This window comes from Streptomyces sp. NPDC001744 (genome assembly GCF_042892575.1).
Taxonomy (GTDB): Bacteria; Actinomycetota; Actinomycetes; order Streptomycetales; family Streptomycetaceae; genus Streptomyces.
The window spans coordinates 10,499-24,451 of the sequence record NZ_JBIAUG010000032.1 but is presented as its reverse complement, the minus strand read 5'-3'; the positions used below and the strand labels follow the sequence as shown (position 1 = coordinate 24,451).

At 75.9% G+C, this 13,953-nt stretch carries 8 protein-coding genes; 6 read left to right on the top strand and 2 right to left on the bottom strand.

What is annotated here, in order from left to right:
- The first annotated feature begins 174 nt into the window (after window positions 1-174).
- The 6 genes from ACFYZY_RS28120 to ACFYZY_RS28095 all read left to right on the top strand — a co-directional run bounded on the left by ACFYZY_RS28120 (window position 175) and on the right by ACFYZY_RS28095 (window position 8,958).
- Window positions 175-2,883 (top strand): SCO5717 family growth-regulating ATPase, encoded by a 2,709-nt coding sequence (locus ACFYZY_RS28120; protein ID WP_388699596.1) that lies wholly within the window; start codon window positions 175-177, stop codon window positions 2,881-2,883.
- A 192-nt stretch (window positions 2,884-3,075) separates the two neighbouring features.
- Window positions 3,076-4,911 carry an ABC transporter substrate-binding protein gene (locus ACFYZY_RS28115; RefSeq protein WP_388699656.1) on the top strand — a complete coding sequence of 612 codons (1,836 nt, stop codon included), beginning with the start codon at window positions 3,076-3,078 and terminating at the stop codon, window positions 4,909-4,911.
- Window positions 4,912-4,914: 3 nt separating this feature from the next.
- Window positions 4,915-5,976, top strand: a complete 1,062-nt coding sequence (locus tag ACFYZY_RS28110) for an ABC transporter permease (RefSeq protein WP_388699594.1) — start codon at window positions 4,915-4,917, stop codon at window positions 5,974-5,976.
- On the top strand, window positions 5,973-6,953 hold the full coding sequence (locus ACFYZY_RS28105) for an ABC transporter permease (RefSeq protein WP_388699592.1): 981 nt from the start codon (window positions 5,973-5,975) through the stop codon (window positions 6,951-6,953). The genes ACFYZY_RS28110 and ACFYZY_RS28105 overlap by 4 nt, the downstream gene beginning before the upstream one ends.
- Window positions 6,950-7,915, top strand: a complete 966-nt coding sequence (locus ACFYZY_RS28100; RefSeq protein WP_388699590.1) for an ABC transporter ATP-binding protein — start codon at window positions 6,950-6,952, stop codon at window positions 7,913-7,915. The genes ACFYZY_RS28105 and ACFYZY_RS28100 overlap by 4 nt, the downstream gene beginning before the upstream one ends.
- Complete coding sequence (locus ACFYZY_RS28095; RefSeq protein ID WP_388699588.1) at window positions 7,912-8,958, top strand: ABC transporter ATP-binding protein; 1,047 nt, start codon at window positions 7,912-7,914, stop codon at window positions 8,956-8,958. Before ACFYZY_RS28100 ends, ACFYZY_RS28095 begins: the two co-directional genes overlap by 4 nt.
- Before the next feature lie 28 nt (window positions 8,959-8,986).
- Here ACFYZY_RS28095 and ACFYZY_RS28090 read toward each other — a convergent pair whose 3' ends face one another.
- Together ACFYZY_RS28090 and ACFYZY_RS28085 are read right to left on the bottom strand one after the other, a co-directional pair.
- A complete protein-coding gene (locus tag ACFYZY_RS28090; protein ID WP_388699587.1) occupies window positions 8,987-9,955 on the bottom strand; it encodes a bifunctional riboflavin kinase/FAD synthetase in 969 nt (322 codons plus the stop codon).
- Between the two features lie 31 nt (window positions 9,956-9,986).
- On the bottom strand, window positions 9,987-13,673 hold the full coding sequence (locus ACFYZY_RS28085; protein ID WP_388699585.1) for a trypsin-like peptidase domain-containing protein: 3,687 nt from the start codon (window positions 13,671-13,673) through the stop codon (window positions 9,987-9,989).
- Window positions 13,674-13,953: the final 280 nt, after the last annotated feature.

The following is a 13,953-nucleotide window of genomic DNA, read 5'->3' as shown; positions in this document are numbered from 1 at the left end:
GAACGGTAGGGGTTCTCACTCTGCGGCGCGGTCGGGTCACTTGGGGACCGGACCGGGCCCCGGAGACGGGCGGGACGGAGCTGCCGGGCCCGCCCGGAGGTGGCCCGCGCCGATTAGGCTGGAAGGGCCCCGCCCACGACGGCACAAGGGTGCTCGACCACACCAGGAGGCAAAGTGAACGGCGATCGTGACGAGATCCACGGGGGTTGGAATCCGCCCGCCGACGATCAGTCCGACGCGGATCCCGCCGAGACGACGGGTGAGTTCACCATCGACTACACCCCGCCCGCCTGGTACACGCAGAACGCGCCGGACGGTACGGGGGCGGGTGGCGTCGCTCTCCCGCCGCCGAGCGGAGCACCGGTCCCCGTGCCGGGCCCCCCGGCGGACAGCGGTTACGAGCCCCCCTGGAGCCCCGCGCCGCCGGCGACGCCGTCCCCGGCTCCGGGCGACTCCGCGCCGAAGGACCCCACCGCGCCGAACGGCTCGCTGCCCGACGGCTTCACGGCCGCCGACGCGCCGTCCGACGGCTCCGCGACCGACGGTCCGGCGCCGGCCGGCTCCCCCACCGGGGGCGGAAACGGAGACGTGGAGAGCGGTGCCACCATGCACTTCTCTCCCGCCGCGCTCCGGCACGAGGTCGCGGAGCGGGCCACCGGGTCCCCGGCGGACGGCGCCGAGGTGCCGGACGCGGGCCCGGACGCCGCTCCGGCCCCGGCCGGGGACGACCACGCCCCGGCGGGTTCCGGCGTGCCCTCCCCCGGGGCACCGGAAGAGGCCGGGGACGCCGAGCCGTCCGTGACGGACTCCGTGACGGACGGCGGCGAGCCGGGCGACGCCTCCGACGTCACCACGCCCCCGGAGGACCGGACCGCCCGGGCCGGTACGGAGACCACGGCGGAGGCGGGGGCGGAGACCGCGGCGCCCCCTGCCGCCGACGTGCCCCGGAGCCCCGGCGCCGTTCCCGGTGCCTTCCCGGCCCCCGGCGGTCCCGCCGCTCCCGGCGACTTCCCGCCCGCCGCGCCGCAGCCCGGGGCCGCGCCCGGACTCCCTCCCCTGCCGCCGTCGTTCCAGCCCGCGGCACCGGCGGCCCAGCAGTGGCCCGCCCCGCCGGCTCCCGGCGCCCAGCCGGTGCCCCCGCCCGCCGCCCGGCCGTCGCCCGCGTCCGCGCCGGCCGCGCCCGGCCCCGTGCCCCCGCAGTCCCAGGAACCGGCCGGATACGGCTACCCCCAGGCTCCCCAGCCCCCGCAGCCCCCGGCTCCCGCCCCGCACCCCGGCTACGGCTTCCCGCACCCCAGGACGCCCCCGCAGCCGGCCGGTTACGGCTACCCGCAGCCCGGCGGTGTGCCGCCGCAGGCCCGGGAAACGGGCGACTACGGGCTCCCCCAGCCCGGTGCCGTCCCCCCGCAGCCTCCCCAGCCCCAGCCCCAGCCGCACTCCCCGCACGACGCACAGCCGCCCGTCGATCCCCGGACCGGGGCGGCCTGGCCCTCGCCGGTGACGCACGACCAGCGCGAGCGTTCGGTGCCGGGGGCCCCGCTCGGGTACACCGCCGCCGTCGAGCTCTCCTCCGACCGGCTGCTGCGGAACAACAAGCAGAAGCCCAAGTCCAGCCGGAACCCCGGCGCCGCCTCCCGTTTCAAGCTCGGCGGCAAGAAGGAGGAGGCGGAGCGGCAGCGGAAGCTGGACCTGATCCGGACGCCGGTCCTCTCCTGCTACCGGATCGCGGTCATCTCGCTCAAGGGCGGCGTCGGCAAGACCACGACGACGACCGCGCTCGGCGCGACCCTGGCGACGGAGCGGCAGGACAAGATCCTGGCGATCGACGCGAACCCGGACGCCGGCACCCTCGGCCGCCGGGTGCGGCGCGAGACCGGGGCGACCATCCGCGACCTGGTGCAGGCGATCCCGTACCTCAACTCGTACATGGACATCCGCCGGTTCACCTCGCAGGCGCCCTCGGGCCTGGAGATCCTCGCCAACGACGTGGACCCGGCCGTCTCGACGACCTTCAACGACGAGGACTACCGGCGGGCGATCGACGTCCTGGGCAAGCAGTACCCGATCATCCTCACCGACTCGGGCACGGGTCTGCTCTACAGCGCCATGCGCGGGGTCCTCGACCTGGCCGACCAGCTCATCATCATCTCCACGCCCTCCGTGGACGGCGCCTCCAGCGCGTCGACCACCCTGGACTGGCTCTCCGCGCACGGCTACGCCGATCTGGTCCAGCGCTCCCTCACCGTCATCTCGGGGGTCCGCGAGACCGGCAAGATGATCAAGGTCGAGGACATCGTGCAGCACTTCCAGACCCGTTGCCGGGGGGTCGTGGTCGTGCCCTTCGACGAGCACCTGGCGGCCGGCGCCGAGGTGGACCTCGACATGATGCGGCCGAAGACCCGCGAGGCGTACTTCCACCTGTCGGCGCTGGTGGCCGAGGACTTCGTCCGGGCGCAGCAGGCGCAGGGCCTGTGGACCGGTGACGGCCGGGGGGCGCCGCCCCCGCACATGGCGCCGCCGATGCCGGGCCCGCGGGGACCGGTCCCGCCGGCGCCGGGCCCGTTCGCCCCCGGACAGCCCGCCCCCGGCCAGCCGTACGCCCCCCAGCCCGGCACGCCCCCCGCGCCGCAGGCGCATCCGGCGCCGGGGCAGCCGATGCCCGGTCAGCCGATACCCGGGCAGCCGCCGTACGGCCGGCCGGCACCGGACCAGGGCCCCGGACCGATGCCCGGTCCGTTCCCTCCCGGTCAGCCCCATCCGTCCCAGCCCGGCCTGCCGGACGCGCCCCCGGCCTGGCAGCAGCCGGTCCCGGCGCAGGAATCTCCCGAGCGGTGGCCCGGGCAGCCGCTGCCTCCGCAGGCGCCGCCGGCCTCTCATCAGTAGGGCGTCACAGGAGTAGACCAATGAGGTCCCGTACCGGTCCCCCGGTACGGGGCCTCTTGGCGTTCCCGCAGTCCACAAGGGGTTTGAGCCATCGTTGACGACGGCAGACCACCGCTGATACACCTTCGCTTCACTCACCGTCAGCCCACGATCCACGACAGTAACTCCGACGCGAGGTCACGTCCCATGGTCATGGTCACGAAGGTCCCACCCCGTCCCAGTCCCGCCCGCAGGCTCCTCCGTCCGCTCCTCGCCTGCGGTCTCGCCGCGGGCTCTCTCGCCGCCGTCCCCGGCACGGCCGGAGCCGAGGACGGAAAGGCCGGGGGCACCACCCTCACGGTGGCGGTCTCGCAGAGCATCGACTCGCTGAGCCCGTTCCTGGCCCAGAAACTCACCTCGACGAGCATCCACCGGCTGGCCTACGAGTACCTGACGAACTACGACCCGAAGGACGCCCGCACGGTCCCGGGTCTGGCGACCTCGTGGACCCCCTCGCCCGACAAGCTGACGTGGACGTACACGATCCGCGGGGACTCGTTCTGGTCCGACGGGCGACAGGCCACCGCCGAGGACGCCGCCTGGACCTTCAACAAGATGATGACCGACCCGAACGCCGCCACCGCCAACGGCAGCTTCACGGCCAACTTCGAGAAGGTCACCGCGCCCGATCCGAAGACCCTCGTCATCAGGCTGAAGAAGCCGCAGGCGACGATGACCGCGCTCGACGTGCCGATCGTGCCCAAGCACGTCTGGGAGAAGGTCACCGACTTCTCGAAGTTCAACAACGACAAGCAGTTCCCCCTCGTGGGCAACGGGCCGTTCGTCATCACGGACTTCAAGGTCGACCAGTACGTCCGGCTCAAGCCGAACAAGAGGTTCTGGCGGGGCGCGCCCAAGTTCGACGAGCTGGTCTTCAAGTACTACAAGGACGGGGACGCCGCCGTCGCGGCCCTCCAGAAGGGCGAGGTCTCCTTCGTACCGAACCTGACGCCCGCCCAGGCGGCCGCCCTGAAGACCCAGAAGAACATCAAGGTCAACGACGCCCCCGGCCGCCGCTTCTACGCCCTCGCCACCAACCCCGGCGCGAGGGCCCGGGACGGGAGGACCTTCGGCAACGGCCACAAGGCGCTCCTCGACCCGGCCGTCCGCAAGGCGCTCTTCCTCGCGGTGGACCGGGCGGCCCTCGTGGACAAGGTCTTCCAGGGCCACGCCGTCGAGGGCGAGGGGTACATCCCGCCCCGCTTCGGCACGTACTTCTGGAAGCCCTCCGGCGCGCAGAGGCGGGCGTACGACCCGGCCGGGGCGGAGAGGCTCCTCGACGCCGCCGGGTACCGGAGGAACGCCGACGGCAAGCGCGTCGGCAAGGACGGCCGGCCGCTCGACTTCCGCATCCTCTGCCACGCCACCGACCCGAACGACAAGGCGGTCGGCAAGTACCTCCAGGAGTGGTGGGGCAAGCTCGGCATCGGCCTGAAGGTCGAGTGCCTGGACAGCGTCTCGGACCCCTGGCTGAAGGGCGACTACGACCTCGCCTTCGACGGCTGGTCGGTCAACCCCGACCCGGACTACGTCCTCTCCATCCACACCTGCGGCACCCTCCCGGCCACGCCGAAGGACACCGGGGCCACCGACAACTTCATCTGCGACAAGGAGTTCGACGGGCTCTACGCGCGCCAGGCGGCGGAGTACGACGCGGCCGAGCGGGCGGATCTGGTGAAGCGGATGCAGTCCCGCCTGTACGACACGGGGTACATGAACGTCATGGCCTACCCGAACGCCCTGGAGGCGTACCGCACGGACCACATCGCGTCCATCACGACCATGCCCGCGGACGCCGGGAACCTGTGGGGGCAGGACGGCTACTGGAGCTGGTGGTCGGCCGTGCCCGCCGCGTCGTCCTCCGGGCCGGGGGCGGACTCCTCGCCGGCCGGGATCTGGCTGGTCGCCGGACCCGCCGCCGTCGTCCTCCTCGGCGCGGGCGTCTGGGCCGCCCGCCGCCGCCGCGCGACCGCCGACGACCGCGAGTAGCCGGTGACGACGACAGGCACCCCCGCCGACGCGGTACGGCCGGACACGGTCCGTACCGCGGACGGCGCGTCCCGCGCCGGCGTCTCCCCCGGCCTCCTCCGCCACGCGGCGGGAAAGCTGGGCGGCGCGCTCGTCTCCCTCCTCGCCGTGCTCGTCACCAGCTTCTTCCTGTTCCGGATCGTTCCCGGCGACCCGGTGCGGGCGATGACCCACGGCGTGCCCACCTCGGCCGAGCAACTGGCGACGCTGAGGCGACAGTTCGGGCTCGACCTGCCGCTCTGGCAGCAGTTCGCCGACTACTGCGCGAAGGCCCTGACGGGCGACCTCGGCACCTCCTTCCAGTTCCACGCCCCCGTGGGGGAGCTGATCGCGGCGAAGCTCCCGGCGACGCTGCTGCTCACCGGGGTCGCCGTGGTGATCTACTCGGCGCTCGGACTCTGGCTCGGCACCCGGTCGGCCTGGCGCCACGGCGGGCTCGGCGACAAGCTGAACACCGGGATCGCCCTGACGCTGTGGTCGGTGCCGTCCTTCTGGCTCGGCCTGCTCCTCATCATCGTCTTCTCGGTCGGCGCGGGCCCGGTCCCCGGCCTCTTCCCGACCGGCGGCATGGAGTCGGGCACGGGCGCGACCGGTCTCGCGCACGTCCTCGACGTCGCCCACCACCTGGTCCTGCCGGTGGTGACCCTGGTGGCGGTCGGCTACGCGCAGACCCTCCTCGTCATGCGGTCCTCGCTCCTGGACGAGATGGGCGGCGACTACCTGACGACGGCGCGGGCGAAGGGGCTGCGGGACGACCTCGTGCGCCGCAGGCACGCCGTGCCGAACGCGCTGCTCCCGACCGTGACCATGGTCTTCATCAACCTGGGCCACGTGGCGGCCGGTTCGATCCTGGTGGAGACGGTGTTCTCCTGGCCGGGGCTCGGCGGGCTGTTCTACCAGGCGCTCAGCGTGCCCGACCTGCCGCTGGTGCAGGGCCTGTTCGTGGTCTTCGCCGGAGCGATGATCCTGATGAACCTGATCGCCGACCTGCTCTATCCGCTGCTCGATCCCCGGGTGGGCCGATGACCTCCTCCACGACCTCCGCGACGTCCGCTCCCGAGCCGCCTCCGGAGCCCTCCGCGAAGACCTTCCCCGGGCCCCCGCGGAAGGCCCCCTCGGCGTCGTCCCTCGCCCGGGAACGCCGCCGGGCGTCGGTGGCCCGCTTCTGGAAGCGGTACCGCGCCCACCGCGCCGGCCTGTACGGGCTCGCCGGGCTCGTCCTGACCGCCCTGCTCGCGCTCGCCGCCCCGCTGCTCGTCGGCGCCGGCGTGCAGTCGGTGACGGAGGCGCCGGGCACGGCCCTGGAACCGCCGAGCGCCGGGTTCCCGCTCGGCACCGACCGGTTCGGGCGCCCCCTGCTCGGGCTGCTGATCTGGGGGGCGCGGGTCTCGCTGCTCGTCGGTCTGCTCGCGGCGGTCCTCTCGGTCGCCATCGGCACCCTGGTGGGGATCGTCGCCGGGCACTACGGCGGCTGGTTCTCGACCGTCGTCATGCGGATCACCGACTGGTTCCTGGTGATGCCGACGCTGGTCCTGGCGATCGTGCTGGCCACCGTGATGTCCCGTTCGCTGTGGACGGTGGTCCTGGCGATCGGGGTGACCTCGTGGCCGACCACCGCCCGTCTGGTGCGGGCGCAGACGATCGCGGTGGAGTCCCGTCCGTACATCGAGCGGGCGGTCGCGCTCGGCGGCGGCGACGGGCACGTCATGACCCGGCACGTGCTGCCGAACGTGATGCCGCTGGTCCTCGCGCAGACCACGCTCGGCATCTCGGCCGCCATCCTCACCGAGGCGACCCTCGCCTTCCTCGGCCTGGGCGACCCGACGGTGGTCTCCTGGGGCGGGATGCTCCAGGACGCCCGCGAGGCGGGCGCGGTCTCCTCCGGCCACTGGTGGTACCTGGCCCCGCCCGGGATCGCCATCGCCCTGGTCGCGCTCGCCTTCACGCTGTGCGGCCGGACCGTCGAGTCCGTGCTCAACCCGAAGCTGGGGGTGGGGCGATGAGCCTGCTCGACGTACGGGGTCTCAGGGTGACGTACGGGACGGGCGCGGCGGCCGTGCCCGCCGTGCGCGGGGTCGACCTGACCCTGGAGGCGGGGACGCGGCTGGGCGTGGCCGGCGAGTCCGGCTGCGGCAAGTCCACGCTCGCCCTCGCCCTGCTGCGGCTCCTCCCGGCCTCGGCGCGCCTGGAGGGCGAGATCCTGCTGGACGGCGAGGACGTCCTGGCCATGTCGTGGGGACGCCTCCGGGCCGTGCGCTGGGCGGGCGCGTCGATCGTCTTCCAGGGCGCGATGCACTCGCTGAACCCCGTGCGGCGGATCGGGGACCAGATCGCGGAGCCGATGCTCGTGCACGGTCTGGCGACCCCGGCGGCGGCCCGGGAGCGGGTCGGCGCACTCCTCGAACAGGTCGGTCTGCCCGCCGCGCGCGCCGCCGCCCACCCGCACGAGCTGTCCGGTGGGCAGCGGCAGCGCGTGATGATCGCGATGGCGCTGGCCTGCGGTCCCCGGCTGATCGTCGCGGACGAGCCGACGACCGCCCTCGACGTGATGATCCAGGCGCAGATCCTGCGGCTGATCGAGGGACTGGTCACCGAGCGGTCCCTCGGGCTCCTGATGATCAGCCACGACCTGGCGGTCCTCGCCGACACCTGCGACCGGCTCGCCGTGATGTACGCGGGCCGGATCGTCGAGGAGGGCCCGGCGCGGGCGGTGTACGAGGCGGCCGCGCACCCCTACGGGCGGGCGCTGTCCTCGGCGTTCCCCCGCATCGGGGACCCCGCGTCCCGGCGGGCGCCGCGCGGTCTGCCGGGCGATCCGCCGGACCCGGCCGCGCTGCCGGACGGCTGTGTCTTCCGCCCGCGCTGCCCGGTGGCGCTGGACGCGTGCGCGGAGACCGACCAGGAGCTGCGGGAGGCGGGCGCGGGGCGCCGGGCCGCCTGCGTACACGTGGGGAGCGCTTCATGAGGACGGACGCCTCCGCGCGTCCGGGGGCGGCGGCCGGACCGCTGCTCTCGGCGCGGGACCTGCGCGTGGTCTTCCCCGGGCGGCGGGGCGCGCCGGCCGCCCGCGCGGTGGACGGCGTGGACCTGGACGTCGGCACGGGCGAGATCGTCGCCCTCGTCGGGGAGTCGGGCTGCGGCAAGACGACCCTGGCCCGCTCGCTGCTCGGGCTGGTCCGGCCCACGTCGGGCACGGTCTCCTTCGACGGGGAGGCGCTCGCGTACTCCTCCGGGGCGCTGAAGTCGTACCGGAAGCGGGCGCAGCTCGTCCTGCAGGACCCGAGCGGGTCGCTGAACCCCCGGCACACCGTGTACGACGCGGTGGCGGAGGGGCTGCGGATCCACGGGTACGCGGGGGACGAGCGGGCCGCCGTCGCCGGGGCCCTCGCGCGGGCCGGACTGCGTCCGCCGGAACGTTTCTTCCTGCGCTACCCGCACGAGCTGTCCGGCGGGCAGCGGCAGCGGGTGGTCATCGCGGGCGCCCTGGTCCTGGAGCCCGAACTGATCGTCGCGGACGAGCCGGTGGCCTCCCTGGACGCGTCCGTGCGGGGCGAGATCCTGGCGCTGCTGCTGCGCCTGCGGGACGAACTCGGCCTGTCCGCCCTGGTGGTGACGCACGATCTGGGGCTCGCGTGGAACATCGCGGACCGGGTGGCGGTGATGTACCTGGGACGGATCGTGGAGACGGGCCCGGTGGAGTCCGTGCTGACGGCGCCCCGGCACCCCTACACACGGGCGCTCCTGTCGGTGCTCCCGGAGTCCGGCGGCACCCCGGTGGTCCTGGCCGGCGAACCCCCGGACCCGTCCCGCGTCCCCTCCGGCTGCCGCTTCCACGCCCGCTGCCAGGTCCTCGCGTCGGGCGCGGCGGCGGCGGTCGCGGACCGCTGCCGGGGCGAGGACCCGCCGGTCCTGCCCGGCGGCGGGGCGGGCGCGGTCGCCTGCCACTGGGCGGAAGACCCGGAAAACACGGAAAACACGGCAAGCGGGGGGAGCACGGAGAGGGGGTGAGCGGTGCGGCCGGGAACGGGCCGCCGGGTCAGTCCCGGTGCGGGTGCTCCCGGTCGTACTCCCCCGTCAGCTCGCGGCAGCGCCGCACGTCGTCCGCCATCGCCCGGAGCAGACCGTCCAGGGTGTCGAACTTCAGCATGCCGCGCACGTACGCCAGGAAGTCGACGGCCGCGTGCAGCCCGTACAGGTCGAGCCCCTCGCGGTCGATCGCGTACGCCTCGACGGTCCGTTCGACGCCGTCGAACTGCGGGTTCGTGCCGACCGAGATGGCCGCCGGCATCCGCTCCCCGGCGGCCGTCAGCCAGCCGGCGTAGACGCCGTCCGCCGGGATCGCGGTGTGCGGCAGGGTCTCGACGTTGGCCGTCGGGAAACCGAGTTCGCGGCCGCGCCGGGCGCCCCGGACCACGACGCCCTCGACGCGGTGCGGGCGGCCCAGGATCTCGGCCGCGCCCGTCACGTCGCCCTCGGCGACGAGCCGGCGGGTGAGGGTGGAGGAGAAGGGCCGGCCGCCGCCCGCGGTGCCGCTGACGTACAGGTCGACGACCTCGACCCCGTAGTCGTAGGTGGCGCCGAGTTCGGCGAGGAAGGCGACGTCGCCCGCCGCCCGGTGGCCGAAGCGGAAGTTGGGACCCTCGACGACGAGCCTGGCGTGCAGCTTGTCGACGAGGACCTTGACGATGAAGTCGGCCGGGGAGAGCTGGGAGAACTCGGCGGTGAACGGCAGCACCAGCACCGCGTCCACGCCGAGCCCGGCGATCAGCTCGGCGCGGCGGTGGTGCGGGGCGAGCAGCGGCGGGTGGCTGCCGGGCCGCACGACCTCGGAGGGGTGCGGGTCGAAGGTGACCACGACGGAGGGGACGCCCAGCTCGCGGGCGCGCTCGACGGCGCGTCCGACGATCAGCTGGTGCCCTCGGTGCACCCCGTCGTAGGAGCCGATGGTGACGACGCTGCGCCCCCAGTCCTGGGGGATGTCCTCCAAACCACGCCAGCGCTGCACTGTGACCGCTCCTCGTCCGCCTGTTCGCCGATTAAGCAGGTCTAAGACTGCCATGCCCCCGCCCGTCGGCACGCATCGGCATGGGGGTGCCGGGGCTCCGCAGCGCGTCCAGGGTCTCGATGCCGAGCAGCGGCGCCCAGTCGCCGGGGGCGGCGACGATCCAGCCGCCGAGGAGTTCGGTGAAGACGGGCCACTCGTGGACGAGCGCGGCCAGCGTCCGGTCGAGCCGCCCGGCGCCCTCGGGGGTACGGAGGTACAGGAGCCCGGCGCGGTGGGTGAGCTGCCGGGTGCGGGGCGCGCTGCGCCGCTCCGCGCCCTCGGCGGCGGCCTCCAGGAGGGCGTCCAGGACGGACAGCTCGCCGGCGTCGGCCTCGTACCGCTCGTGCTCCAGGAGGACGTCGAGCAGTTCGGCCCGCAGGTGGCGGGAGGCGCCGGTGCCGGGGGCGGCGAGCACCGGGGCGAGGGCGTGCCGGAGGGCGGCGGGGCGGCTCCGGATCAGGCCGGTGACCAGGGGGTGGAGGACGGCCCTGGCCTCCGGTCCGTCCTCGAACCTCCGGTCCACGAAGGCGGCGACGTGCGGGGCGTCCTCGGGGTGGCGCAGGGCGCGGTCGCGGACGAAGGCCGCGACGCGGCGGGCGAGGGAGGGCGTGTCGATCCCGGCGAGGGCCCGCAGGACGGCGGCCGGTGTGGCGCCGGGGCCGTCCAGCCGCTCCCCGAGGGCGTCGAGGACCGGTTCGGGGTGGGTCGGGAGCGCCGCCAGGAGGGCGTCCAGGGGGACGCCGGGTTCGGTGCGGGCGCGGGGCAGGTGGGCGGCGCGGGTGTGCGGGTCGCGGATCAGGAGGCCGAGGGCGGCGCCGTGCAGGGCCCGGTCGCCGGGGCGGGCGAGCAGGGCGAGGGCCGCGTAGCGGAGGAGTTCGCGGTCGGCGGGGGCGGTGGCGCGGCCGGCGGCCAGGTGTCCGTACGCGGCGGCGGCGACGCGCCGCTCCGGGCGTCCGTCGTCGTGGGCCCAGCGGTCGACGGCCCGGCAGAGGGCGGAGGTCTCGTCCTCGGCGAGCGCGCCGAGGAGACCTTCGGCGAGCGGGTGCGCGGTGGCGACCAGCGCCTCGCACAGGTCGTCCACGGCGAGCCGCCGGTGGGTGTGGAGGAGCGCCTGGGCGGTGGTGGCGACGGTGGCGTGCGGGGCGGCGGGCAGCGGCCGTCCGTCGCCGAACCAGCGGCACAGGAGCGGCTGGACGCCCCGGGGGTCGGCGGCGAGCATCTCCGCGACGGCGTCGAGGCAGCGTTCGCCGTCCGGCGGGTCGGCGGGGACGAGCCGCCGGAGCAGGTCGATCCGCTCGTCCTCCCCGAGCGCGAGGCCGCGCCAGAACCCCGGCCCGAAGGCGGCGAAGACGGGGTGCCGGGCCGGGCGGGCGCCGATCCGGTCGGCGAGCAGCCGCAGGACGGGCAGGTAGGGCCGCTGGTCCGGCATCCGCCGGACGCTCTCCCCGAGGAGCCGCGCGGCCCACCAGGCGCCGTCCCCGTTCCGGTCGGCGTCCGCGAACCCGGCCAGCGCCTCCACGAGCGCGGCGAGCCTGGGCGCGAGCCCGGCCGGTCCGTGCTCCCGGTGCAGCAGCAGGAGCGCCTGGAGGACGGGTCCGATCCGGTGCCGGGGCACGGGCGGCTGCCCGTCCGGCCCTTCCGGCGGCGCGGCGTCCCGCCGCGCGGGTACGGCGGGGCCGGGGCCGTCCGGGGCCGTGCGGGGGCCGGGGGCGCGCGGGACCGCTCCGGGCACGTCCGGGAGCGCGGGGGGCGGGGTGCCCGCTCCCGCCCGGTGACGACCGGCCGGAACGGCGACCTCCGGTTCGGCGGCTCCCGAGGGGACGCCTCCCGGCCCGGTGCCTCCCTGCCCGGCGGCTCCCGGGGCGGCGGGGTCCGCGTCCGGGTGGGTCCGGCCGGAAGGGCCGGGTCCCGCCGGCGTCCCGCGGTGGGCGTGGACCAGGGCGTGCAGGGCCGCGTCCAGGTCGAGGTGGGCGGCCTGGAGCCAGTCGGCCGGTTCCTCGTGGGCGAAGCGGTAGCCGGAGCCGGCCGGGACGAGCAGGCCCTCGGTGAGGACGGCCGGGGCCCACCCCTCCCGCCAGGGGAACAGCTCCTCGAAGGAGGCCCGGTCGAGGACGCCGTGCCCGGGGCCGAGGCAGCGGCGGGCCGCCTCGTGGACCCGGCCGGTGACGCGCGCGGCGAGCCGGCGCACGGCGGTCCCCCGGACGAGGGGCCGGGTCCCGGCGGCGATCCGGACGGCGATCCGCAGGCACATCAGGTCCAGGTGGGCGGTGAAGATCTCCTCGCGGCAGGGCCGCCCCGGCACCTCTCCGGGCAGCGCGGCCCGGACCTCGGCGAGCAGCCGCAGGGCGAGCGGGTGCCGGGCGTCCGCCTCGGCGAGGTCCGTCGCGCGGAGCCCGTACCCCTCGCGCACGGCCCGGGCCTCCTCCTCGGTGTACGGGCCGAGGACGACGGCGGGCGGCCCTCCCCCGGTCGCCGCGGCGGGCCGGTGCGGGGCGTGGGGGCCGTAGAGCGCGCCGGCCCGCTCCCAGTGTTCGGGGCGGCAGGCGGTGACGAGCCGGACCTCGTGGGCGCGGAGCCAGCGTTCGGTGGCGGTGGTCCAGGCGGGGAGCCGGTGGGCGAGGAGCGGGGGCATCTCCTCGGGACCGTCGAGGACGACGAGGAGCGGCCGGCCCGCCTCCCGGGCGAGGGCGGCGGCCCGTTCGGGGGTCACGGCGGTGGTGTCGCCGAGCGCCCCGGAGGCGGCGACGATCCGGCCGGCCTGGTGCAGGGCGCGGCCGACGGCGTCGGCGAGGGAGCGGTCCCCGGCGCGCAGGTCGGCGCCGCGCAGCCGGACGGTGGGGGCCGGTTCCGCGCCCCGGGCGCGGCGGTCGCAGAGCGCGGCGAGGGCGGTGGTGCGGCCGGTGCCGGGGGCGCCGACCAGGGCGAGGACGGGGGCGTTCCCGGTGGCGAAGCGGTCGAGTTCGCGGGCGCACCCGGCGCGTTCGACGGGTTCGGGCCACGGGTCGGGGAGGCGCGCGGGTCCGGTGGAGGTGGCGGTCAGTTCCAGGATGCCGGCGAGGTTGAGGTCGGGCCCGTAGGCGGGGACGGTGGCGGCGTTGCGGCGCAGCAGGTCGGCGAGGGGGCCGGCGGGCCGGAGCGGGACCGCGTACCCGGCGGTCGCCCGGGCGCCGCGGAGGGCGGTGCCGAGGACGGCGAGGACGGTGCCGGTGGTGGTGTCGAGGACGGGGCCGCCGGCGGCCTGTCCGCCCCGGCGGAGCGCCTCGGCGCCCTCGGTGCCGATGGCGAGTTCGAGGGCGTCGTCGAGGTCGTGGAAGCGGTCGGCGGCGGTGTACGTGACGGCGGCGGGGCCGAGGACGCGGGCCTCGCGCCAGCCGTGGGCCGCGATCCGGACGTAGGTGCCGGGTTCGATCTCGGCGCGGGTGGCGAGCGGCAGGGGGCGGACGCCGAGTCCGTCGCTGCGGACGAGCGCGAGCCCGCTCTCCGGGAGGGGGGTGACGGCCTCGGCCTCGGCGAGCCAGCTCCGGTCGCCCGGGGCGCGCAGCAGGACGCGTCCGAGTCCGTCGACGGCTTCGTGGCTGGTGACGACCGTTCCGTGGTGGTCGGCGAGGAAGCCGGTGCCGCGCGACCGGCCCGCCGGATCGCAGATCCGCACCAGCGTCGCCAGGTCCCCGCGTCCCATGCTGACGACGGTAAGGCCGCCGGTGATCACCGGACGGCGCACGGCGCGTAACGCGCCCCCTTTCACTCCCCTTTCGCCCCGAGCGCCCGCCCGGTGGAGTGAATCCCCGTGACTTCGCCGGACGGCTCCCCTTCAGGAGGGGGACACCGGGGAAAGGCGGTGGGGCGGGGCCCCCCCCGGGGCCCCCCCCCCCCCCCGCGGGGCCGGGGACCGGGGGGGGCCCCCCCCCCCGCGCGCCCGTAAACCCAATAACGCGCGGGAGATGGGCGATGCCCCCAGG

Excerpts from the sequence above, each read along its gene's own strand:
- ACFYZY_RS28100 (WP_388699590.1), top strand. The coding sequence starts at position 6,950 with ATGAGCCTGCTCGACGTACGGGGTCTCAGGGTGACGTACGGGACGGGC.
- ACFYZY_RS28085 (WP_388699585.1), bottom strand. The coding sequence starts at position 13,673 with ATGGGACGCGGGGACCTGGCGACGCTGGTGCGGATCTGCGATCCGGCG.
- ACFYZY_RS28095 (WP_388699588.1), top strand. The coding sequence starts at position 7,912 with ATGAGGACGGACGCCTCCGCGCGTCCGGGGGCGGCGGCCGGACCGCTG.
- ACFYZY_RS28115 (WP_388699656.1), top strand. The coding sequence starts at position 3,076 with ATGGTCACGAAGGTCCCACCCCGTCCCAGTCCCGCCCGCAGGCTCCTC.
- ACFYZY_RS28105 (WP_388699592.1), top strand. The coding sequence starts at position 5,973 with ATGACCTCCTCCACGACCTCCGCGACGTCCGCTCCCGAGCCGCCTCCG.